Annotated in this window: 24 protein-coding genes and 1 riboswitch; of the genes, 22 read left to right on the top strand and 2 right to left on the bottom strand. The window is 43.8% G+C overall.

Features of this window, described 5'->3' with window-relative positions; translation table 11 throughout:
* Nucleotides 1-68: 68 nt before the first annotated feature.
* The 9 genes from DW159_RS10465 (at nt 69) to DW159_RS10425 (ending at nt 9,806) form a co-directional block, all read left to right on the top strand.
* Entirely contained in the window at nt 69-710 is a 642-nt protein-coding gene (locus DW159_RS10465) for a hypothetical protein (protein WP_117550651.1), read from the top strand.
* A 267-nt stretch (nt 711-977) separates the two neighbouring features.
* Complete coding sequence (locus DW159_RS10460; RefSeq protein ID WP_117550649.1) at nt 978-1,661, top strand: YjjG family noncanonical pyrimidine nucleotidase; 684 nt, start codon at nt 978-980, stop codon at nt 1,659-1,661.
* A gap of 104 nt (nt 1,662-1,765) precedes the next feature.
* Complete coding sequence (gene metF / locus DW159_RS10455) at nt 1,766-2,635, top strand: methylenetetrahydrofolate reductase [NAD(P)H] (RefSeq protein ID WP_117550647.1); 870 nt, start codon at nt 1,766-1,768, stop codon at nt 2,633-2,635.
* Nucleotides 2,636-2,713: 78 nt separating this feature from the next.
* Nucleotides 2,714-4,744 carry a glycosyltransferase gene (locus DW159_RS10450; protein WP_117550645.1) on the top strand — a complete coding sequence of 677 codons (2,031 nt, stop codon included), beginning with the start codon at nt 2,714-2,716 and terminating at the stop codon, nt 4,742-4,744.
* 27 nt (nt 4,745-4,771) lie between these two features.
* On the top strand, nt 4,772-5,209 hold the full coding sequence (locus DW159_RS10445; RefSeq protein ID WP_015533834.1) for a GatB/YqeY domain-containing protein: 438 nt from the start codon (nt 4,772-4,774) through the stop codon (nt 5,207-5,209).
* A gap of 13 nt (nt 5,210-5,222) precedes the next feature.
* Entirely contained in the window at nt 5,223-5,783 is a 561-nt protein-coding gene (locus tag DW159_RS10440) for an NUDIX hydrolase (protein WP_055146459.1), read from the top strand.
* A 28-nt stretch (nt 5,784-5,811) separates the two neighbouring features.
* Nucleotides 5,812-6,204 carry a hypothetical protein gene (locus tag DW159_RS10435; RefSeq protein ID WP_117550643.1) on the top strand — a complete coding sequence of 131 codons (393 nt, stop codon included), beginning with the start codon at nt 5,812-5,814 and terminating at the stop codon, nt 6,202-6,204.
* 71 nt (nt 6,205-6,275) lie between these two features.
* On the top strand, nt 6,276-8,864 hold the full coding sequence (locus tag DW159_RS10430) for a YfhO family protein (RefSeq protein ID WP_117550641.1): 2,589 nt from the start codon (nt 6,276-6,278) through the stop codon (nt 8,862-8,864).
* A 6-nt stretch (nt 8,865-8,870) separates the two neighbouring features.
* Entirely contained in the window at nt 8,871-9,806 is a 936-nt protein-coding gene (locus DW159_RS10425) for a cysteine-rich small domain-containing protein (RefSeq protein WP_117550639.1), read from the top strand.
* A 53-nt stretch (nt 9,807-9,859) separates the two neighbouring features.
* On the opposite strand, the gene DW159_RS10420 is transcribed toward DW159_RS10425, so the two are convergent.
* Both DW159_RS10420 and DW159_RS10415 read right to left on the bottom strand, forming a co-directional pair.
* On the bottom strand, nt 9,860-10,669 hold the full coding sequence (locus DW159_RS10420; RefSeq protein ID WP_242992679.1) for a DUF1963 domain-containing protein: 810 nt from the start codon (nt 10,667-10,669) through the stop codon (nt 9,860-9,862).
* A 102-nt stretch (nt 10,670-10,771) separates the two neighbouring features.
* Nucleotides 10,772-12,082 carry an MATE family efflux transporter gene (locus DW159_RS10415; protein ID WP_117550635.1) on the bottom strand — a complete coding sequence of 437 codons (1,311 nt, stop codon included), beginning with the start codon at nt 12,080-12,082 and terminating at the stop codon, nt 10,772-10,774.
* 284 nt (nt 12,083-12,366) lie between these two features.
* Here DW159_RS10415 and DW159_RS10410 point away from each other — a divergent pair, with 284 nt between their 5' ends.
* From DW159_RS10410 to DW159_RS10355, 13 genes are all read left to right on the top strand, one after another.
* Entirely contained in the window at nt 12,367-12,825 is a 459-nt protein-coding gene (locus tag DW159_RS10410; protein ID WP_117550633.1) for a GNAT family N-acetyltransferase, read from the top strand.
* Nucleotides 12,826-12,879: 54 nt separating this feature from the next.
* Nucleotides 12,880-13,020 carry a hypothetical protein gene (locus tag DW159_RS13640; protein WP_158547603.1) on the top strand — a complete coding sequence of 47 codons (141 nt, stop codon included), beginning with the start codon at nt 12,880-12,882 and terminating at the stop codon, nt 13,018-13,020.
* Between the two features lie 58 nt (nt 13,021-13,078).
* Nucleotides 13,079-13,552: a YbaK/EbsC family protein gene (locus DW159_RS10405; RefSeq protein WP_117550631.1), complete on the top strand. Its 474-nt coding sequence runs from the start codon at nt 13,079-13,081 to the stop codon at nt 13,550-13,552.
* Nucleotides 13,553-13,631: 79 nt separating this feature from the next.
* Nucleotides 13,632-14,432 carry an MBL fold metallo-hydrolase gene (locus DW159_RS10400; RefSeq protein WP_117550629.1) on the top strand — a complete coding sequence of 267 codons (801 nt, stop codon included), beginning with the start codon at nt 13,632-13,634 and terminating at the stop codon, nt 14,430-14,432.
* Between the two features lie 139 nt (nt 14,433-14,571).
* Nucleotides 14,572-15,261 (top strand): nicotinamide riboside transporter PnuC, encoded by a 690-nt coding sequence (gene pnuC, locus DW159_RS10395; protein WP_022216111.1) that lies wholly within the window; start codon nt 14,572-14,574, stop codon nt 15,259-15,261.
* 221 nt (nt 15,262-15,482) lie between these two features.
* Complete coding sequence (locus DW159_RS10390) at nt 15,483-15,992, top strand: GNAT family N-acetyltransferase (protein ID WP_117550627.1); 510 nt, start codon at nt 15,483-15,485, stop codon at nt 15,990-15,992.
* 84 nt (nt 15,993-16,076) lie between these two features.
* A riboswitch (TPP riboswitch) is annotated at nt 16,077-16,185 on the top strand.
* A gap of 185 nt (nt 16,186-16,370) precedes the next feature.
* On the top strand, nt 16,371-17,681 hold the full coding sequence (gene thiC, locus DW159_RS10385) for a phosphomethylpyrimidine synthase ThiC (protein WP_022215820.1): 1,311 nt from the start codon (nt 16,371-16,373) through the stop codon (nt 17,679-17,681).
* A 214-nt stretch (nt 17,682-17,895) separates the two neighbouring features.
* Nucleotides 17,896-19,248 (top strand): MATE family efflux transporter, encoded by a 1,353-nt coding sequence (locus tag DW159_RS10380; RefSeq protein ID WP_117551041.1) that lies wholly within the window; start codon nt 17,896-17,898, stop codon nt 19,246-19,248.
* Nucleotides 19,249-20,097 carry a YdcF family protein gene (locus DW159_RS10375; RefSeq protein ID WP_117550625.1) on the top strand — a complete coding sequence of 283 codons (849 nt, stop codon included), beginning with the start codon at nt 19,249-19,251 and terminating at the stop codon, nt 20,095-20,097.
* 216 nt (nt 20,098-20,313) lie between these two features.
* Nucleotides 20,314-21,141, top strand: coding sequence for a transketolase (locus tag DW159_RS10370; protein WP_117550623.1), 828 nt, complete (start codon nt 20,314-20,316; stop codon nt 21,139-21,141).
* Nucleotides 21,138-22,076, top strand: a complete 939-nt coding sequence (locus DW159_RS10365; protein WP_015533848.1) for a transketolase family protein — start codon at nt 21,138-21,140, stop codon at nt 22,074-22,076. Before DW159_RS10370 ends, DW159_RS10365 begins: the two co-directional genes overlap by 4 nt.
* Nucleotides 22,077-22,327: 251 nt before the next feature.
* The gene (gene bioB / locus DW159_RS10360) at nt 22,328-23,308 is read left to right on the top strand and encodes a biotin synthase BioB (RefSeq protein WP_117550621.1); all 981 of its coding nucleotides are present in this window, start codon (nt 22,328-22,330) and stop codon (nt 23,306-23,308) included.
* A gap of 103 nt (nt 23,309-23,411) precedes the next feature.
* Entirely contained in the window at nt 23,412-23,990 is a 579-nt protein-coding gene (locus DW159_RS10355; protein WP_022215816.1) for a hypothetical protein, read from the top strand.
* Nucleotides 23,991-24,014: the final 24 nt, after the last annotated feature.

Below are 24,014 nucleotides of genomic sequence, written 5' to 3'. Positions count from 1 at the left end.
CGGCTTAGACTATCCGCCCCGCCTGCCGGCGGGAGAAATGATATATATTAGACAAGGAGGATTAAGGGATGAAAGATTTGATACTTGGTTTTAAACTTCTTAGATATGGATATAAGTTAAAGACAAATGTGATGATGTTGGGGTTATTCACTGCAATAGGTTTATTGATTGAAATATCATCACACGGAACGAATATTCTGGGCGGTTTCTATTTTATGCTGACTGGAATGTTTGCCTATCAGATGATAATATACATGAATGCATCGGACTATGTGCAGTCAAGCGTGATGAAGAGAAAACTGGAGGTGGGAATGCCAGTGATCGTCAGCACAGTTGTGTATCTTGTACTTTTCACAATACTTGTTGTGGAGAAATATATACTTATCAGAATGTATCCGGAGAATACAGAAAACTATCTGGATACATTGTTTATGATCATATTTATATTGTTCGGAGCTATGATATTCTGCGGTGTATGTTACAAATATTTTGTGGCAAGCTTTATTGTGTTTATGCTGGTGATAATGACCTGCATGTCAACAATCAGTCATATATCAGATGTTATAAGTCTTGGGCTTGTAAAGTTTGCTGTTCTTGGATATGCGGCCATCCTTTTGGGTGGTGTTATAGAGTATTTAATCAGTTCACTTCTCTACAGAAAACAGTTGTCAGAGATCGCAATGAGCGGACTCAGCAAGAGCATGAAGTAAATTGAAATACAAATAAACTTAATAAAATAGACGGAACAGAGCCGGTTGCGGATCGTGCGGGATTGCCGAAGAGAGGGCGGTCACAGCAGAAGATTTGTAACCGGCTCTATTGCTATTATCTGGTGAGTGGAATATAATATTTAAGAATGTGCGCACTGGAAAAATCCGGCAGCTGCGCATAAGAGTAATGTATAAAATGCAGAATCATAACGACAGACACTGATAAGTCAGCATATGAATTTGAAAAGAAAGATATAAGGAATTTATATGGTACAGAACATATTGTTTGATCTGGATGAGACACTGCTGGACTTCAAGCGCAGCGAGAGCAGAGCGCTCTCAAATATGCTCAGGCATATAGGGGTGGAGCCTACAGAAAAGGTCATATCCAGATACAGCGAGATCAACAAATCAAGATGGAAGCTGCTTGAACAGGGGCTGCTCACAAGGCAGCAGGTGAAGGAGAGCAGATACGAGATACTATTTGCAGAGCTGGGAGTTGACTACTCTGCTGCGGAGGCGACAGCCTACTATGAGGATCAGCTCAGCCAGAAGGGATTTGTGTTCCCTGATACGATAAAGCTGCTTGAAACCTTGCACGGAAGATACAGAATGTACATTGTGTCAAATGGCGGATCAAATGTACAGAGCGGACGACTTGCGGACAGCGGTATAGGCAAGTATTTTGAGGCTATATTCATATCTGAGGATGCCGGAGCGGAGAAACCATCCAGAGAATTCTTTGACTATTGCTTTGGCAGGAGACCAGAGATAGAGGCAGATGAGACTGTGATCATAGGAGACAGTCTGACATCAGATATTCAGGGCGGAATAAATGCTGGGATAAGGACGATATGGTTCAACCCTGATGGTCAGCAGGCGGCGGATATACATCCGGACTATGAGGTGAAAAAACTTATGGATATTCCGGCGCTGCTTGAAGAGTTGTAAGCAAAAAAACAAAATTATTTATCGGGACCGGATACAAATGAGTCCGGATATAAATGAGTCCAGATTGAAATAAACAGTAATAGTCAAATATACAGAGGTAGTACATGAAGATAAGAGATTTGATAACACAGGACAAGGCGACACTCTCATTTGAGGTGTTCCCGCCAAAGAAGGATACAGACTTTGCGGATGTTGAGGCAGCGGCGCTTGGTATAGCGGCATTTAAGCCGGATTACATGAGCGTTACATATGGTGCCGGGGGAAGCACCAAGGGACATACGATCCAGCTTGCCCAGGAGATCCAGGAGAAGTACGACGTGCCGACCATAGCACATCTGACATGCGTGTGTGCCAGCAAAGAGGGCATCAAGACTGCGCTTGCTGACATGAATAATGCCGGTATAGAGAATATACTTGCTCTCCGCGGCGATATACCGAAGAACTATGATGGACAGGTATTTGCAGAGTTCTCACATGCATCAGAGCTGGTGGAGCTCATCAAGGAGACAGGAGATTTCTGCGTGGGCGGAGCATGTTACCCTGAGGTACACCCAGACTCGGCAAATAAGCACGAAGACATAATTGGGCTTAAGAAAAAGGTCGATGCTGGATGTGATTATCTCACGACCCAGATGTTCTTCGACAACAACATATTCTTTAATTTCATGTACAGAATCAGAGAGGCGGGAATATCAGTGCCGATCATACCGGGTATTATGCCTATAACAAGAAGAGTACAGGTCAAGAATGCTGTCAAGCTCTCAGGTTGTAACGTGCCGGAGAGATTCAAGAGCATAGTCGATGTATTTGGCGATACTGAGGCTGCGATGAGGCAGGCGGGAATTGCATATGCCACAGACCAGATCATAGATCTCATGGCAAATGGAGTGAAGCATATACATGTGTATTCCATGAATAAGCCTGAGGTTGCGGCAGGAATACAGAAGAATCTATCGGAAATACTTAAGATATAAAATTTATTGACAGACCTAGAGTCGGGACATCATGAGGGACAGCAATAGGATGGTGTTCAATGAAAGGAGTATCGGGTTATGAAACCGGTTATATCAGTGATTTTTACAGCCGGAAGCGGTGTGGAGACATGCCGGACAAAGCTGGCTGGCCAGACATTTAAGGAGTACGAGATAATAGAAGCGGACAGATTCGCGGGAATTGAGCGCGCGCATGGAGAATATATACTGTTCGTGGATGGCTCGGAGGTTTATCCGGAGAACATGCTGGAGAAGCTGCATGACGCCGCAGAGCAGAGCGGGGCGGACATGGTGATTTCGAACTGCGAGCTTATAGACAGTGACGGTGGGAAGACCTTCGGAAGAGGTGTACATTTTGAGTGGGTTCACGGCGGAAAGCAGGTGTTTAACTGGAAGGACTGCCGTGGCAGGATCATGAATGTGGTACGACCATTAGTTGGCAATAAACTCTACAGAAAGCAGTTCATAATAGATGCAGGACTGGGCATTGCCGGTTGTGACAGCGAAGCTATATATTCGGCAATTGGAGCTGTAGCGGCGGAGAAGATAGCATATATAAGCAATCTGACATTTTCAAGGAATGTTGTTCCTGAGAGTGAGGCTGAGAAGCTGCCGGATGTTCCGAAGACCGTTGACTGTGTGACGGAGCATGTGAAGGGCATGGCAGACAGGACTGATCTGTGGAATGCTGTTATGTACTTTGCCATACGTCAGTATGTGGACAATTATGAGAAGTATTGCAGAGAACTGGATTCTGCAGAGAGAATAGAGTTTTACGAGAAAGCGCACAGCGTATTTAACAGTGAGATATTTGACGGATTGACAGAGAAGGGACTCAATGATGACAAGTTATTCCGCAAATATTCCATCATAAAGAAACATGATTCATCGGAGCTGAAAAAGCTCAAGACGAGAAGGATAATAGTGTCGCTCACATCCTATCCCGCCAGAATTGCGGGCATAGCACAGATGCTTGAGTCGATATATTCACAGACCAGAAAGGCAGATAAGATTGTTCTGTGGCTGGCGGAGGAGCAGTTCCCGAATAAGGATGACGATCTCCCGGATGATCTCAGAAAGCTGCAGTTTGAGGATAAGCTGGAGGTCAGATGGTGTGATGATTTGAAGCCGCACAAGAAGTATTTCTATGCGCTGCAGGAGTTCACGGACGACGTGGTCGTGACGATAGATGACGATCTGCAATATCCTCCATACATGCTTGAGAATCTGTATATGTCATATTTACAGTATCCAGAGGCGGTATCCGCTGTGAGGACACACTGGATGGTCATTTCGGATAAAGGGCAGCTTATTCCGTACAGGTATTGGATGAAGGAGACGGTTGCCTGTCTGTACAGACCAAAGATGCAGTTATTTGCAACCGGGGGCGCAGGAACTTTATATCCACCAGGAATTTATGATGATAAGTGGTTCGACAAAGACAAGATGGTGGGGATGTGCTTGTGGGCGGATGACATCTGGCTTAAGCTAATAGAGATCATGTCAGGAGTTCCGGTTGTGGCGGCTATGCCATGTGAGGATCTTCGGTACTTACCGGGCTCACAGGAAATAGGCCTTTACCATAAGAATGTGGACGCCGACCAGAATGACGTTCAGTTACAGAAGATAGAGGAATGGCTTAAACCTGAATATGGAGATAATGCACTTGCGAATAAGATTCTTGAATATGATGGAGAGCCGGTAGAGGATGCACTGATCAGGGTATGTGAATGTCATGAAAAAGAACGCAGAGAATTGAGGGATGAGATTGGTAGAAATTCCAGACAATTAAAGAAACGCATTGAAGAAAATGAGCGTGCCTACAGGGAAAAGTCAGAGATAAATGCCAAGCTTCAAAGAACATACAAGGAAAAGTCGGAGATAAATGCAAAACTACAGCAGACATATAAGGAAAAGGCTGACAGGGGTATCCGGATAAAAGAACTTGAGAAGGAGAAATCTGATCTTCAGGCAAAACTTGGAGAACTTCAGACAGAAAAAGCAGATATTCAGAAGAAATTGGAACAGCTTCAGGCAGAGAATGTTGTTTTGCAAAAGCAGCGTTCAATATGGTATAAAATAAAAAAGTGATAAAAATAAAGAAAGAAGGAAATAAAAATGACACTTGAGAAGTTACAGAAGGATATGATAGCAGCAATGAAGGCAAGGGATAAGGAGAGAAAGGACAGCATCTCATCCCTCGTATCAGCAGTTAAGAAGGTCGGAATCGATAACGGCTGCAGAGACAACATTCCTGAGGATATAGTTGACAGTGTTATCCTCAAGGAGATCAAGTCTGTAAAAGAGCAGATCGATACCTGCCCTGCAGACAGAACAGATCTTCTGGAGCAGTACAAGGCAAGATATGATGTGTTCAACGAGTATGCGCCAAAACTTCTGTCAGAGGATGAGGTGAGAGATATCCTCACAACAAAATTTGCAGATGTGATAGCAACAAAGAATAAAGGCCAGATCATGAAGGCTGTTATGGCTGAACTCAAGGGCAAGGCAGACGGCAAGGTCATCAATCAGGTTGTGGCAGAGCTTTGCAAGTAGAGGAGAAAGTGTTTTGAAATTTGTAGGAATTGAAAAGAAAGAACAGGGAAAGTTTATCACACGATACGATGTTCAGTACGAGACTGTAGACGGAATAGTTAAGAACTATGAGATGATAAGCAGGAATGGAGAAATCACCGATTTCGAGGGACTTCATGGCAAGGCAGCAGATGCGGTGGTCATCATCGCCACAGACGAGGCAGATGAGAGGATCCTTATAGATAAGGAGTTCAGACTTGCTCCGGGTGAATGGGTATATAATTTCCCTGCCGGACTCATAGATCCGGGGGAGACTCCTGAGGTCAGTGCCAGACGTGAGCTTATGGAGGAAACGGGACTTGAGCTGTACGAGATCAGTGACACAATAGGGACAAGCTACAGTGCTGTAGGATTTTCAAATGAGACAAATATGTGTGTTGTAGGCAAGGCGAGAGGCGAGTTCAAGCCGAGCACTTCAACTCTGGAGGAGATCACTCCAGGATGGTACACAAAGGCAGAGGTAAGAGAACTGCTCAAGACTGAGAAGTTTGCAGCCAGAACACAGGCCTTCTGTTATGTGTGGAGCAGACAGTGATATGAGAATGAAAAAGGAGAAATAATCTATGGAAAAATTACCTGGAAAGGGAATGGTGACGGCATCGTCGCTCATCATGCTCATATGGGGGCTTGTAAATGCCGGATATTATGACATTGCAAAGCTTGTGCTTGCAGATGAGCCATCGACAAAGGCTGTCGTATGTGGCGTTGTGGCCGGAATAGCATCGCTTGCAGCCATCATAGGCGGTATATTTGGAATAGCCGGAAGCAACAAGGTTGCAAAGGCGTCTGCCATAGTTGTATGGGCAGCATTTCTGGTGATACTTGCGATAATAAGCGGTATAGTGACACTGGTGTCCGGTGACAGCAAGCTTATAGCCGTTGTCATGATGATCGTTGGAATAGTTGTTCCGGTTGTCATGTTTATGGGGGCCGCGAAAAACAGAACAATCAGATAATTAATTGCTTTTTAGATATTGTCAAGCTATAGATAGTTGATAATAAAGATGTGGATTACAGGAGGAGATTGATGAGTAAGCAAAAAACTCTAAGACAAAAAATGATCATCATTGCATTGGCATTTTTGTTACCGGTTATTATAACGTTGATTGTTATGGCTGTGTGCGGAGTGGTACCATTTGGTAACAAGTCTACGATGATCTGGGATTCATTGCTACAGTATAAGGACTATTATGGATATTTATGGGATGTGTTTCATGGAAATTCAGGTATAGAATATTCTACAGGAAAAGCACTTGGCGGCAGGATGATAGGGATAGTAGCTTATTATTTGTCTAGTCCATTAAATTTGTTTATTGTGTTTTTTTCAAAGGCGCAGATACCACAGTTTATGGCATTTATGATTTTGCTCAGAATTGGTTTGTGTGGAATAACAGGATACATATATGTTGATAAAAGGTTCAAAATATCGGTGATACCAGGCCTTGTATTATCATCGTTATATGCACTTATGGAATATAATGTGTATAATTGTAGAAACGTTATGTGGCTTGATGGAGTTATTATTTTGCCATTGATAGCACTAGGAGTATGGAAGTGCGTTGATAAGAAGAAAACGGGGCTGCTATTTACTTCTGTATTCGTTGCAATTTTCTGTAATTGGTACACTGGCTATATGGTATGTCTGATGTCAGGAATATTATTTATTGTTGAATATCTTAATGCAAATGACTTTAGTATAAAAAAAGCGTTGAAAACAGAATGGAAAAGTATATTTAGATATATAGTAACAATGTTATGTGGAGTGTTGGCGAGTCTGTGTATACTTCTTCCTGCGTGTATGGCGCTTGTTGGAGGAATTGCAACAAATAATACCGTTGGATTGAGCCGTATAGTTAATATGGATATAACACAGTTCCTTAGTGGATTTGATGTTGGTGCGAAAGTGAATGCGCAGGATGCACCCCCTATTTTTACGGGAACCATCGTTCTTATTGCTGTTGTTGCATTTTTCTTTAATTCTGCTGTGAAGAAAAAAGAAAAAATCTGTATGGCATGTCTGCTTGCTTTGTTGTGCAGCTGTTATTGTCTTAGAGATTTAGAACTTGTGTGGACAGCCTTTGTTAGAAGCACTTCATACTTCTTCAGATTTAGTTTTGTACTCTCTTTTGTAATGATAATGATCGCTGCAAGAGAGGTTCAATTATGGGAAAAAGACCAGGTATCAAAAAAAGAAGTAGCTTCTGCAATGGGGGTTGTTGCAGTAGGTTTGGCATTTTTATATTATATAAAGAAAATAAATTCACCGCGTAATATAGTCATTATTTATATGGCAATTTTGGGTATAGGGATAATAGTGCTGTTATGTGGTAACAATAGAAAAAATGTTTCCAAGGTAGTATGCTTTGGAGTGGCATGCCTGACTGCGATAGAAGCCGGTTATAATGTGTACATTGCTTTTTCTGAATACAATAATGATGCAAGGAGTTTTTCTGATTACACAGTTGTTGCCGAGAATATAGTCGATAGTCTTAATGAGACTGAGAAGGGAAGCTTTTTCAGATATGAAAATGATTATAATTATCTAAAGACTATTGGAAGAGATATAGCGACGGGGGAGTCACTGCTGTATGGTTATAATAGCATAGAGCATTATAGTTCAGCTTATGATTTTAATGTTGACAGATTTCTAGCTTATATGGGATATTCTGATATCCCTGGGGAGAAGCTTTTTTTACGTGAGACATATTGGAATAGTCCTATGTTGCTGACAGATTCTTTGCTGTCAATAAAATATGTCCAATTAAAGAGTCCGGCATCAGGATACGAGAAAACGGATCTGAAGACTCAGTATGCACAGGTATATAAAAATAAATACGCTTTGCCCCTCGGCTATCCGGTGAATGACGATATAAAGAAGGTTTCATTTGGCAATGATCCATTTGAAAATCAGCAGAACCTGTTATCCGCTATGCTTGGTGAAGAAGTAGATGTATATGAGAATGTTGATTCAGAATATATACATACTGACAAGAATGGTAATGAAGAATGGAAATTGGATGTAAAAAAAGATGGACCGGTATACGTGTTTGTTGATGGAAGCAAAACACATAGTAGATTATATGATAACAATTGTGAGGTATATGTAAATGGCGAGTTGATTCAGAATGCATGTCACAGGTTTGAAATCAACAGCATGTACATTGGTGAATATAAGGCTGGAGATCAAATAGATTTAGTTATAAAGAGAAAAACTAATAGGGACAAGAAGCATACATTGTATGTATCGCAGCTGAATACAGATGTGTTTGAAAAAGCGATCAATATTCTTAATACTGGATATAAAACAGATTTAAAAATTTCTAAAAATAGAATTACTGGTGAAGTAGATGTTGACGATGATACAGAAATACTGCTTTCAATACCTTATGAAGATGCATGGTCTGCTGTTGTGGATGGTAAAGAGGTTAAAATTGATGAGCTTGCAGATACTTTTATGGGAATAAAACTTGATAAGGGTAAGCATACAGTACAAATGGTTTATCATACGCCAGGTTTGAGGCTGGGGCTGATCATGTCACTTGCTGGATTCCTGATTTATGCAGGTGTAGAGATAGTTAAGAAAAAAATGAAAAAACAGAAAAATAAAACGTCATAATATATTATGGAAAATAGTTATAAATTTTTTCAGAATACACAATGTGAGTTTTTCCCGTGTCATAAAGTGGAGAAAGTAGAGAACTTTAATTGCATGTTCTGCTACTGCCCACTTTATCGCGAGGAACGGTGCCTAGGTAATCCTGAGTATGTGATCAGCCGGAAAGGGCAGCGGATAAAAGATTGCAGTAATTGCCTTTTAGTACATCAGCCAGAGATGTATGATATGGTTATTGGACGCCTTCAGAGGGAAGATGAGCTTTTGCATATAGATCTTCGAAAGCTCAAGACTCAGGTGAAAGAACGATTGATGCAGATTACCCATATAAATGAAATAGATGCAGATATGAAGTATGAGCATCAGATCAATATTGACAGAATATTGGATGGGGTTATGAAAGATATGTCTGGATCTTGTGCGGTGGATGTTCTTTTACAGGAATTTGCTCCTGAGTGCATTTGCCCCGGCTATTTTACTTTTTGTGGGAAAAAGATAGAGTGCGGAATATTGACACAGCTTGACATCAGTCTTATTGATAAAGGTTACATTTATGCATTTCATGCACCGGTTGTAGATCTGGAAAACACTGGTTCTGTGCTTGACCAGTATTACATGGAGGCATTTCAGGTGGCATGCATAGATGTCATAAGAGGGTGGCTGCAAGGATATCTTGAGAGAAAGAACAGTGTATATGAGAAGAAGTATTGCAGTCCGTCGTTCGGTCCAGGATACTATGGAATGGGCATGGAGGCAGTACCTGAGCTGCTGGGGCTTATGGATGCATCACAGGTAGGCGTGTCATGGAACGGAGAATGCATGTCGCCGAAGATGAGTCTTGTTGGAACATATCTGATCGCGGGTGAAGATGTGTTTGAGATAGATTCTGATTGCAGAGACTGTATTGGACATAGCGGTGGCTGCGAATTCTGTATAAAGCACTGATTTTATACCAAGTAGGAGCAGGAGTGTTCTGCTCCTACTTAGAATTATAGTTATTAGTCCAAATCGAAACTAAAGACCGCTTTGTCGAAATTGCGGTTCTTTAAATCTTCATCTGAAATGATCCAAAAGATATTCCATAGACAACCAACGTTGTAACCATATTGAAACAGTAGATGAGTTTTTGTGTTTACATCCGGTATATTACCCCCCGTAGGATAACCGAATAATTTGTTTCCGTCATACGAAAGATATTCGATATCATAATCTGGAGCAACTTCTTCAAGACGGTCAAATAGGTCACAGTCAAGCACATCTCCCAGTGGCTGATAATCTGTGGTGAGTTCAAACTCGACGGCCTTTTCCTCAAAAGTTTCTGTAAAATACTTTGAATAATATGGAACAGGCGGCTCAGTTCTCTTTAAATTTGACAGGTCGCCATTGTACCAGATCACCTTGTGATAAGCCGAATTTTCGGGGGCGTCAGCAACGCTTTCAACCCATTTGTTGGTCTGGTGAATTGAGTCGATTTCTCCGCTCCAGAAAAAATATAAAATACCCGTGTGCGGAAGCTTGTTTTCAATATCTAAGTCGGCAATGTCCGCAAGATTGATTTGAGCAACAAGCTGCATTGCTGATTTTTCGTACCGCTCAGTGTCATCTCCGCGCTTGCAGGAATAGCCCGACATTGTGGGATATGGAATTTCGGGCGGAAGATCGGGAAAGCCGCCGATTTTACTTGTGCCTTTTGCAATTACATTTTCCTCATCCTTCATACACATTTTAATAGTATTTTTTCGGTAGTCTTTAATACTTTCTGCAATATCAGTGTGTCCTTCTTTAATAAGGAATTCAATCAAATCCATTTCGTGCATTTTCGCCTTATACCCCCTAATCTCTATTTGTTAAAGTCAACACATCCAGTATATCTCATATCGCCTAATTTGCATACACATGTAATGGACATCCTACCTTTTAGATTCCCGTGCCAGAAATACAAGACTGACGGTAAGTGTCACAGCCTCGGTCACAGGTGCAGCAAACCACAAGCTGTTGCCACCGGTCAAAACTGGGAACGTCAGTATACACACGCTGCTGAGTATGATGTTTCGGAGCAGTGATATACACAGCGACTGCCCGGATTTCAGTATGGCCTGAAGATAGTAGGAGGTCATCAGGTTGATCCCAAATGGCACAAATGCAAAGAAGTACGCTCTGACACCAAGATCAGCAATGACACCAAGGCCTTCATTCATATCTATAAATACATTGCACAATGTTCGTGGAAAAAGTATTCCAATAAGTGAGAACAGCACGCCCATGATCAGGATGGTTGTGTAAGCCATTCTTTTTATGGTTTTTATTCTGCTTATGTTATCTGCTCCGTAGTTGGTCGAGATCACAGGCTGCACGGATTGACCAACTCCTGTGAACAGAGAGTTGAACAGGATGACGCAGTTGGAGATGACGCTGTATATGGACAGGGCATTCTCGCCGCAGTACTTCAATATCTGTATGTTAAACAGCAGCACTATAAATCCATTTGCAAATTCATTGAAAAAGCTCGGGATACCGGCTGTCACAATATTTTTCATGCTGTTCAGGATCCTGTGTGGCATTATGAAACGCAGCTCATTCTTCTTGCTGAGGAAATGCGATGAGGCGACAAGTACCTGGATCAGCATACCGATAACAGAAGCAAGTGCGGCTCCGCCGATTCCCTGCTTCAGCGGGAATACCAGTACGATGTCCATCACGATATTGAACACTCCGCCCAGCAGGACGCCTGCCATGGCTCGGTTCGGATCATTGTCAGCCCTCACAAATATAGCTATGAAGTTGGAAAATACTGCAACCGGCAGGAACATATTTATATAGTGCATGTATGACATGGCATATGGGTATAGAGTGGCATTTGCACCCATGAGCCTCAGCAGTGATGGCATGCATGTTATGTACAGTATCCACAGCAGCGCGGTGATGGCCGCGATCATCATGAATGACACGGTGAAGTAGCGGTTAGATTTGACTGTGTTGCCACTTCCTCTGTGCACGCTCATCTGCACTGATCCACCTACGCCAAAGAGAATTCCGGTTGACATAAGTATGCACAGCAGAGGCGTTGTGATGCTCAGAGCGGCCAGGGCATCAGCTCCAACACCTTTGCCGATGACGATGGCATCAGTCAGGGTGTATATGGACATGACCATGGCACTTCCAAGGGAAGGAATGAGGAATTTGAAGTAAAGCTTTTTCAGATCGTCTTTTAACAGATTCATTTGTAAATCTCCTTAATAAAAAAAGTTTATAATTGAAAATCGGAAAGACACATGATCGAGGGGACACATTATCCTGCTAGCCGCATAAAAAAAGAGCCAGATAAGATAAAGTATCTTATCTGGCTCATGAAAATTCTGATATATTTTTATCGCGATTCATGTTCCATCCGGGAATCCTGCATCTGCAGAACACCTTGCAAGGTATATTAATATTCAACATACCGTCCGACTTGTGTTATTATAACATGAGGCATAAAAATGTCAAGGATTAATAAGGGGGTATTATGGAGTATAGAGTGACAGATGCAAATGATATAGATATGCTGATGGATGTCAGATTGTCCATGCTTAAGATAGTCAATGATCTTCCTGCTGATTACATATTTGACGATGAATTGGTGGTGAGCAGCAGAAGGTATTTTCTTGAGGGTGATCAGACAACAGTTGTAGCTGTCGATGACGGAAGATGTGTGGCGTGTGCCAGTATGTCTTATATTGAAATAATGCCAACATTTTCTCACCCATCAGGAAAGAGAGCACATCTCATGAATGTATATACAGAAGAGCACTATCGGAGAAGAGGAATCGCCAGGCAGCTTGTGAATATGCTTATAGAGGACGCGCGTGTACATGGTGCCACGGAGGTAAGCCTTGATGCTACGGAAAGCGGCAGACCGCTGTATGAATCAGTGGGATTTAAGGCATCGGAGGAGTGCATGGTTATAGATATACAGCAATTATGATACTTTTTATAATAGACAGTTTACATACATATATTTACGGAGACAGACATAGCTATGGAGGTAAGAGATAGCATAGAAAAAAGACGCAGTATTAGAAAGTTTAAAGATATCCCAGTGGAGCCGGCGATTATAAGACAGCTTATCGAGGTGCTGCGATCCAGAACCTGCTGCAGAGAATTCGGATATGAGACCTAGAAAGAAAATGGATGAAGTGCTGGAATACAGATAATTACAACAAGGAGGACGTACAGCCATGTCACTGGAAAAGGCAGAAAAGTTTCTTGAAGATAAAGGATATGGAGACAGGATCATACTTATGGACGCTCCGACGGCAACTGTTGCCATGGCGGCGGAGGCGCTTGGAGTTGAGCCGGGCATGATCGCTAAGACCATGGCGTTCATACAGGATGACAAGATAGTACTCATACTCACCGAGGGCATAGCCAGAGTTGACAATAGGAAATATAGAGACAGATTCCACGTCAAGGCGAAGATGGTGCCATTTGATAGCGTGGAGGAGCTTGTCGGACATGCACCGGGCGGAGTGTGTCCATTTGGCATAAATCCGGGGATAGATGTATACCTTGATGAGAGCCTCAAGAGATACGAGAGGGTTTTCCCTGCGGCGGGCAATAACCACAGTGCAGTGAATCTCACCATCTCTGAGCTTGAGGATGCATCTGGGGCTGCCGGCTGGGTTGATGTGTGTAAGGAGCAGGAGAAGTAAGCTGTTAATCAGGTTAATATGAGTATGCGGATGGTGCTTATTATACGAATTAAGTATTTGGGAAAGGAAGAAAGGGTGTATGGACATAACGATGCTTGGAACAGGAAGTGCACTTGTGACAGAGTGTTATAATACATGCTTTGTGCTGTCAGATGGAGACGAACATTTTCTAGTGGATGGCGGCGGTGGTAACGGCATACTGTCACAGCTTAAGAAAGCGGGTTTTAACTGGCAGGACATGAGGACAATATTTGTGACGCATAAACATGTAGATCATATACTCGGCGCGGTGTGGATGATCCGCATGATATGCCAGCATATGAAAAAAGGTTCGTATGAAGGCGAAGCCGTTATATACGGACATGACGAGGTCATCGCTTTACTTAGGGAGATGGCAATGCAACTTCTTAATAAGAAGGAGACAGTATATATTGGTGACAGACTTCATCTGGTTGAGGTGAATGACGGCGATACGAAAGAGATAATGGGCAGAAAGGTCACATTTTTTGATACTGGTTCAACTAAGACAAAGCAATTTGGATTCTGTATGGATATGGGTGATGGCGCGAAAATTACGTGCTGCGGAGACGAGCCTTACAATGATTGTGAGGAGAAGTATGCGAGAGGCAGCAAATGGCTGCTCCATGAGGCATTCTGCCTGTATTCTGAGGCGGATATATTTGATCCATACGAGAAACATCACTCAACAGTCAAGGATGCCTGTGAACTTGCAGAAAAGATTGAAGTTCAGAATCTGTTGCTATATCATACAGAGGATAAAAATATAACACATAGAAAAGGATTGTACGTGGCAGAGGGCAAAAGGTATTACAGTGGCAACCTGCATGTGCCAGATGATTTGGAGAAAATAAGACTTTAGAGATGGGCAGGAAAGAATATAGTCAAAATCTGAGAGAAATTAGAAGATGAATGACTTTCTTGAACAATAGAATTGTTTGAAAATTCAGGCAACTAGAAAAGAGTTTGCTAAAGATAGGCGATAAAAAGGAGAGATCGAAATGTACAATCCAATAAAAGAACTGACTAAGCGGGAATGGCTTATCTGGCTGAGTTCCCTGGCTATAGTGCTGGTGTCGAATCTTCTCACTGCAGATCTGGACATACTCACACTTGCGGCGGCACTCATAGGTGTGACATCGCTTATATTTGCGGCAAAGGGAAATGTGTGGGCGCAGATATTGATGGTCGTATTCAGCATATTATACGGTATCATATCCTTCAGGTTCCGTTATTGGGGGGAGATGATAACCTACCTCGGGATGACGATGCCGATGGCGGTGTGGTCAGCCATAACATGGTTTAAGAATCCATCGGAGGGCAACAGCAGTGAGGTAGCCATACAGAAACTGACACGCAGGCATGTGATATGGCTCACTGTCAGCACAGTGCTTGTAACGGTTGTATTCTACTATATACTCATGATACTTGACACGCCGAATATAGTATTCAGCACAATATCCATAGTCACAAGTTTCCTGGCGGCTGCGCTCACCATGCTGAGATCGTCATACTATGCGGTGGGATATGCAGCAAATGATGTAGTACTCATAGTATTATGGGTTCTCGCATCTTTTGAGAATCCGTCATATATTCCTGTAGTTGTAAACTTCGTCATATTCTTTGTGAACGACATGTATGGATTTGTGAGCTGGAAAAAGAGAGAAGTGAGGCAGGCTGTGGATATGTAGCAGATAAAGGAGGTGCAATTTGCAACATAAATAGACAGTAGTACAATGTTTAAAGTGCTGACAGCTATATGCCCATAACTGTCAGCACCATAATCTGATTATTATTGCTGAATATCGGCAATATACACTGTTTTGATGTATACATAGTGCGCTGCCAGACAGAACGATATAATAATAAATAGAACATAAGTGAAATCTTATCATAATAGGAGGACGCACAGATGAATATCAACATAAGAGAGTACACGACAGAAGATGCGATCGCTGCGTCAGAAATTTGGAACCAGGTTGTTGATGACGGAGTAGCATTTCCACAGGAGGAAGACCTGACACCGGAATCAGGCGGTGCATTTTTCAAAGAGCAGACATATACCGGTATTGCCGAGAACGCAGAGAGTGGTGAGGTGGTAGGACTCTACATACTTCATCCGAACAACGTGGGAAGATGCGGACATATATGTAACGCCAGCTATGCCGTGAGACGCGACGTCCGCGGTGAACACATAGGAGAAAAGCTTGTGCTTGACTGTATCTCCATGGCAAAGAAGAAAGGCTTTGGAGTGCTCCAGTTCAATGCCGTAGTAGCATCAAATGTACATGCACTCCATCTGTATAAGAGGATTGGATTTACTCCGCTGGGAGTCATACCGGGAGGATTCAGAATGCCGGATGGACATTACGAGGACATCATTCCGCACTATTATGACCTTAGAAAAGATGCAGATCAGTAATGAGTTGCAGCATACGGTGTAACATCACAGAAAAATATGTTGATGTTACGATCTGACAGCGGTATACTTGTTGTCAGAGAATTGGATATAAGTATGGGGAGCTGGCGAGTTAGCCGGCTGAGAGGAGGCTGAATGCTTCGACCCACAACCTGATGCGGATAATGCCGCCGTAGGGATACGTTTGATACATACATAATGATGTAAGAAAGAAGAGACGCATTCCTGTGTCTCTTTTTTCATAAGGAGGGACCCGCTTAAGTGGGATATTCCCTAAAGTGGCTGATTGGGGGCACCACCTTCCGCCACTATAAAAGTGTAAGAGAAACAAATATTAGATCTGGAACAGATTTATAAAGCCGGATCAGATTGGAGGAACAGATGAGAAATTACACAACACAGATGGACGCAGCAAGAAAAGGCATAGTAACTCCTGAGATCGAGAAAGTTGCCGAGAAAGAGCATATGTCCACTGAGGCGCTGATGAAACTGGTAGGAGAGGGCAAGGTAGCGATACCAGCCAACAAGAAGCACACATGTTTAAACCCAGAGGGAGTTGGAAGCATGCTGAGGACCAAGATCAATGTCAACCTCGGTGTGTCAAGAGACTGCAAGGATTATGGTATCGAGATGCAGAAGGTTATGAGTGCTGTCGAGATGGGAGCAGAGGCGATCATGGATCTGTCAAGCCACGGCAACACACAGCCGTTCAGACAGAAGCTCACTTCAGAGTGTCCGGCTATGATAGGAACTGTGCCGGTATATGACAGCGTTATTCATTATCAGAGAGATCTCGCAACTCTTACTGCACAGGATTTCATCGATGTGGTACGTCTTCACGCGGAGGATGGAGTTGACTTCGTGACTCTCCACTGCGGAATAACAAGAAAGACAATCGAACAGATCAAGAAACATAAGAGAAAGATGAATATAGTCAGCCGTGGCGGCAGTCTTGTATTTGCATGGATGACCATGACAGGCAATGAGAATCCGTTCTACGAGTATTTTGACCAGATCCTTGATATATGCGAGGAATACGATGTGACGGTATCACTTGGAGATGCATGTCGTCCGGGATGTCTTGCGGACGCAACGGATGTATGTCAGATAGAGGAGCTTGTCAGACTTGGAGAGTTGACAAAGCGCGCGTGGGATCATAATGTACAGGTTATGGTTGAGGGCCCTGGTCATGTGCCACTCAATCAGATTGCAGCCAACATGGAAGTTCAGAAGACACTCTGTATGGGCGCACCATTCTACGTACTTGGACCTCTTGTCACAGATATAGCACCGGGATACGATCACATCACAAGTGCCATAGGCGGAGCGGTCGCAGCCATGAACGGCGCAGCATTCCTCTGTTACGTCACACCTGCAGAGCACCTTGCCCTGCCAAATGTAGAAGATGTTAAGCAGGGAATCGTCGCATCCAAGATAGCAGCCCATGCGGCAGATATAGCAAAGGGAATACCTGGAGCGAGGGATATAGATGACAAGATGGCGGATGCGAGACGTGTCCTCGACTGGGATGCACAGTTTGCATGTGCCATAGATCCTGAGACTGCAAAGGAGATCAGGGACAGCAGAAAGCCTGATGATGAGTACAGCGACACGTGCAGTATGTGCGGTAAGTTCTGTGCTGTCAGATCGATGAACAAGGCGCTGTCAGGGGAGTACATAGATATATTGTAATTCCCAAGAAACTTAAAATATAAAAAGACCCGGCAGTATATGTCCATCTCGGCATGTACTGCCCGTTTTATATGCATAAAAATATATGGAAATAAGTACAAAAAAACGGGTGTTCAGCCGAAGATGTTTAATATTTTGCCTATTGTAATGCCGGGTGAACGAGGTTAGAATAAAACCGAAAACAGGAGTAAATTATAGAAAAGAAGTGAAAAATGTGAACAAAGATCTTACTGTGGGAAGGCCTGAATCCGTGCTTTGGAGATTCTGCCTGCCACTTTTCGGAAGTGTGATATTTCAGCAGCTCTATAATATAGCGGACAGCTTTGTGGCGGGGCAGTTCATAGGAGAAAATGCTCTGGCGGCGGTCGGCAACAGCTATGAGATAACACTTATTTTCATAGCATTTGCATTTGGATGCAATATAGGCTGTTCGGTCATAGTATCCCAGCTGTTCGGGGCAAAGAAATACAGCGAGATGAAGACTGCTGTCTGGACTACTCTCATAGCAAGCGCGGTACTTGTGGCGGTTCTCATGCTGGTTGGATTTCTGCTTGGAGAGAGACTGCTGGCACTTATTGATACCCCGGATGAGCTGATGAGAGATTCGCTTACTTATCTGAACATATACATATTGGGCGTGCCATTTTTGTTCTTCTACAACATAGCGACAGGAATATTCTCTGCGCTGGGCGATTCGAGAACACCATTCATATTCCTAGCCATCTCATCGGTGTCCAACATAGCCGTTGATATACTGTTTGTAAAGATATTTGAGATGGGGGTAAATGGAGTTGCGTGGGCTACATTCATCTGTCAGGGCGTGAGCGCTGTACTTGCGATAATAGTTGTGTTCAGACGTCTGGCAGCAGTTCGCACTGAGGGGAAGGTCCGTGTATTTTCGGGAAGCATGCTGGGCAAGATAGCAGTCATAGCCATACCGAGCATACTTCAGCAGAGTTTTATCTCAGTCGGAAATATAATTATTCAGAGCGTAATCAATGGATTTGGAGCCTCTGTCATAGCGGGATATGCGGCGGCTGTAAAGCTCAACAATCTCGTCATAACGTCATTTACAACACTTGGAAATGGAATATCCAACTATACCGCACAGAATCTTGGCGCGGGTAAGATCGACAGGATAGGACAGGGACTTAAAGCTGGAATAAAACTCATATGGGGACTATGCATACCATTTGCGGTTTTGTACTTCTTCTTTGGCCGTTATGGCATGTATCCATTTATGGAGAACAGGACAGGACTTGCCCTTGACACGGGAGTCACGTATCTCAGGATACTGGCGCCGTTCTACTTTGTAGTATCGGCAAAACTTATAGCGGATGGAATACTAAGGGGAACAGGCATGATGGGCAGATTCATGACATCGACATTTACGGATCTGATACTCAGGGTGGTGCTGGCGATAGTGCTGTCAAGAGTTATAGGTTCCGCCACAGGAATATGGCTGGCCTGGCCGATAGGCTGGACTATAGCAACAGTCATGTCACTGTTATTCTGTGTGAATGGTATTAAGAAGCTGAAAAGAGAAAAAACAGGGAGGATAGAATAGATGACAGATAAAATGACTCAGAAGAGCCATGAAGATATGAGTAAAGAAATAAAAAAAGATGGTGTGGCGGTGCGTACACGGGGATATCATATATGGAGATTTATATTCTGTATAATAGGCGTGCTGGGAATGCTGATGTTCATATATCCGGTGCTTAGAGGCTGTCATGTGAATATAGGAACCCTGCTGGGAACAGGCGTGTTTGCATTTCTCACATTGTATGGAGTATTCAGGGCAAAGATAGACAAATCTGTCAGAAAGCTTTGGGATAAAAAAGCAGGAAAGATATGCCTCAGTATCGTGCTTGCGCTTGTAACCATTGCTCTTGCCCTTGTTGTGGTCATCACGTATCACATGGTCTATGCGGCTCATGTAAAGCCTAAACAGGATGCCACAGTCGTGGTGCTCGGATGCGCGGTCAGAGGCGGCGGTCCAAGCCTTATGCTGAGAGAGAGACTTATAGCAGCACAGGATTATCTTGATGAGAACCCGGAGGCTGTATGTGTTGTGTCCGGTGGACAGGGCGCAGATGAGAGCATGTCGGAAGCTCAGTGCATGTATGAATACCTTACAGAGCACGGAATTGCTCCGGAGAGAATATATATGGAAGACAAGTCCACGTCCACAAGGGAGAACATAAAGTTTTCGGCTGAGATCATCAGACAGAACGGACTGCCGGACAAGATGAATATAGTGACAAATGAATTCCACGAGTACAGGGCAAAGCGTATAGCGGACAAACAGGGCATAGAGACGGGATCCATAGCCGGAAGCACTGCATGGTGGCTGCTTCCGACATACTATGTCAGGGAGATGGCAGGCATACTGTATGAGTGGATCAGTGGCTGATACGTGGACAGGTGCGCTGCGAGGCGGACAAAGTGAATACAATGATCCGCCGGACACCCATGCAGGTATATTTGGTCGAAATGCACAGATAACCTTGAAAAAACCTTGTAATATTTCTTGAAAAATGCATGTAAAAACGTACTTCTAAATAGAAGAAATTATGTTATAATGGCTCTGTATGATACAAATACAGTATCCAGTTAAAAGGAGAATGAGATGAACAAATTAGAACTTCAGAAAAAAGCTGTAGAAGTTCGCAAGGGCATTGTTACAGGTGTATACAATGCAAAGAGCGGACATCCAGGCGGCTCATTATCAGCAGCAGACCTGTTTACTTATCTTTATTTCGAGGAGATGAATGTGGATCCTAAGAATCCTGAGGACGAGAATCGTGACAGATTCGTGCTCTCAAAGGGACACACAGCTCCGGGCTACTACGCAGCACTTGCGTTAAAAGGCTTTTTCCCAATAGAAGACTTAAAGACACTCAGACATGTTGGATCTTACCTTCAGGGACATCCTGACAAGAAGCACACTCCAGGAGTGGATATGTCATCAGGATCACTGGGACAGGGACTTTCAGTTGCAGTAGGTATGGCACTTGCAGCCAAGATGCAGGGCAAGGATTACAGAACATACTGTCTCTGCGGTGATGGAGAGATCCAGGAGGGACAGATATGGGAGGCAGCTATGTTCGCAGGACATAGAAAGCTTGACAATCTGTGCGTTATAGTAGATAACAACAATCTTCAGATTGACGGAACGGTTGAGGATGTATGTTCACCATATCCTATAGATGAGAAGTTCAAGGCATTCAACTTCCATGTTATCAATATCAATGGCAATGACTTTGACGAGATCGACAGGGCATTTGCTGAGGCAAAGTCCCACAAGAGTGAACCTACAGCGATCATCGCCCACACGATCAAGGGCAAGGGTGTATCATTCATGGAGGACAAGGCCGGCTGGCATGGAAAGGCTCCAAATGAAGAAGAGTATAAGATCGCCATGGAAGAACTTGAGAAGGAGGCTGCAGCATTATGATAGAGAATAAAGCAATCGCAACCAGAGAGAGCTATGGCAATGCCTTAGTAGAGATCGCAAAGGAGCACGATGATCTTGTTGTTTTAGATGCAGACCTTGCAGAGGCAACCAAGACAGTTATTTTTAAGAAAGCTTATCCTGAGCGACACGTTGACTGTGGCATCGCGGAGGCGAACATGGCAGGAATAGCTGCCGGAATGTCAACATGCGGATATGTTCCATTTATGAGTTCATTTGCAATGTTCGCTGCAGGACGTGCATTTGAGCAGGTGAGAAATACTATCGGATATCCACATCTGAATGTGAAGATCGGTGCAACCCACGCAGGAATCTCAGTAGGTGAGGATGGAGCAACACATCAGTGCTGTGAGGATATCGCACTCATGAGAGAGATCCCGGGCATGGTTGTCATTAACCCATGTGATGATGTAGAGGCAAGAGCAGCAGTGAAAGCTGCATACGAGTATGTTGGACCTGTATATCTCAGATTCGGAAGACTGGCAGTTCCAGTACTCAATGATGAGAGCACATACAAGTTTGAGATCGGCAAAGGGGTTAAGCTCAAGGACGGCAAGGACATATCTATCATAGCTACAGGACTTTGTGTATCTGAGGCTGTGAAGGCTGTGGATATGCTCGCTGCTGACGGTATAGATGCTGAACTCATCAACATCCACACTATCAAGCCTATCGATGAGGATATCATCGCTGAGACAGCTCAGAAGACAGGAAGAGTGTTCACAGTTGAGGAGCACTCCATCATAGGTGGTCTCGGAAGTGCTGTTGCAGAGGTGCTTGCTGAGAAGTGTCCTACAAAGCTGACAAGGATTGGTGTGAGAGATACATTTGGTGAGTCAGGCCCTGCAAAGGAACTGCTTCACAAGTACGAGCTTGATGCAGAGGGTATCTACAAGCAGATCAAGGCTGCGCTGTAATCCTAATGTGATCATTTGGAGACATAACAGAGAACACAAGATAAATAGCTGATACTAAATATCTGTGAAAGATATAGAGAGTTATATACAGATGGGGGAGCCTGCCGGTGGCAGGCTCTTTCCATATATACATATGAACTGTCAGATGGGCGGTAGACACTGCAGGCATCCGGCAGATTCTGTGATTAACATACACAAGGGCTGAAGACCAGATGAAACTGGGAACTTTACAGAAAAGAGGTAGGAATCATATGGGCAGAGAGTATGTAGAGGAGCTTAAGGATCGCATGCTGAATGGTGGAGCGGAGATCACATATGATGAGGCTCTAAAGCTTGCACATGAGGATCTGGATATACTGGCGGCTTCAGCAAATGAGATAAGAGAGCATTTCTGCGGAGACCGGTGCGATGTGTGCTCGGTCATAAGCGTGAAGGAGGGCAGATGCACAGAGAACTGTAGATACTGTGCACAGTCCAGGATAGCGAAGAAGGATGTACCTGAGATAAATCTTCTGGGTGAAGAAGCGGTTACTGAGGGTGCATCGATTGACTGTGGCAAGGGAAGCTTCAGGTACTGCCTTGTGGCTGAGGGCAGGAGACTTTCAAAGCGGGAGGTTGAGCTTGCTGAGAAAACGGTCAAGGATATACACGACAATGTGGATATTAATATATGTGCATCGTTTGGCTTGCTGGATCAGGAGGATTTCACGAAGCTAAAGAACGCGGGCTTATCGATGATACATAACAACCTTGAAACCTCTCCGGCATATTTCCCGGAGGTGTGTACCAGTCACACACAGGAACAGAAGAAGGCGGCAATACGCGCTGCAAAGGCTGCGGGACTCATGGTGTGCAGTGGCAGTCTGTTCGGCATGGGCGAGACACTTGAGGACAGGGTGGCACTTGCATTTGAACTCAGAGAGCTTGGCGTGGATTCGGTTCCGATGAACCTCCTCAATCCGAGGGAGGGAACGCCGTTCTATGACAAGACACCTCTCACTGAGGAGGAGTACGTCAGAACGATAGCGGTATACAGATTTGTCATGCCAAAAGTCATGATAAGGCTTGCGGCCGGAAGAGGAAGATATGAGGACAACGGCGAGGCTGCACTTGCAGCCGGGGCAAATGCGGTCATAAGCGGTGACTTCCTGACCACCGATGGCACATCATTTGACCTTGACTTTGACATGATAAGAAGAAACGGATTTGTCACGGACAGAAAACATTCATAGACATTAGTGGGTGCTCCGTGCGCAAGGCAATTGGATGAGAAGGATTAACTGCACGCAAATAAGAGAATATAACAGGCAGAATAAGTTTTAGAAGGAGAATTATATGAAGATTTATGACAGGATCATGGGACTTGGAACAAAGATGACAGACATGGATGCATCCACATATCAGGGCGCATTCATAGGCAAGATATCCTACACAGTAGACAGAGAGAAGGCAGAGGCTGCCGATAGCATCACATATGAGTATGGTGATGTTAAGGAGAACGCATTCATGTACATACTCTCTATCCTTGGAAAGGTAGAGGGAGAAGAGACTCCTGTTGAGAAGATGACCATCACACTCGTAAAGGCATCAGACAAGGAGAAGGAGATCAAGAGAGTGGAGAAGACGGATTATGAGGACGAGAAGCCATTCCACACATTTACAAAGGAAGAGGTTTATGCATTCAGCAAGGAGACAGGAGACGAGAATAAGATCCACCTCACAGACCATCCTGTAGTTCAGGGAATGTTGCTCCTCCGCACAGCAGCATGTGCACACGAGGACCTGAAGAGACTTGACGTTAAGTTTGTAGAGCCTTCATACGCAGAGGAAGAGCTCATGTGGGGCAGCAATGGCAGAGAGCTTGTGCTTTATGCAGATGGCTATGTAAAGGCTTCATTCAAGGTTGTGAAATAGTTTCCGCTAACAGACGATCATTAT

Origin of the sequence: Coprococcus sp. AM14-16 (assembly GCF_003434675.1) — a bacterium.
GTDB lineage: Bacteria > Bacillota > Clostridia > Lachnospirales > Lachnospiraceae > Coprococcus > Coprococcus aceti.
Note: the sequence above shows the minus strand (reverse complement) of the source record. Positions and strands in the feature narration are given on the sequence as shown.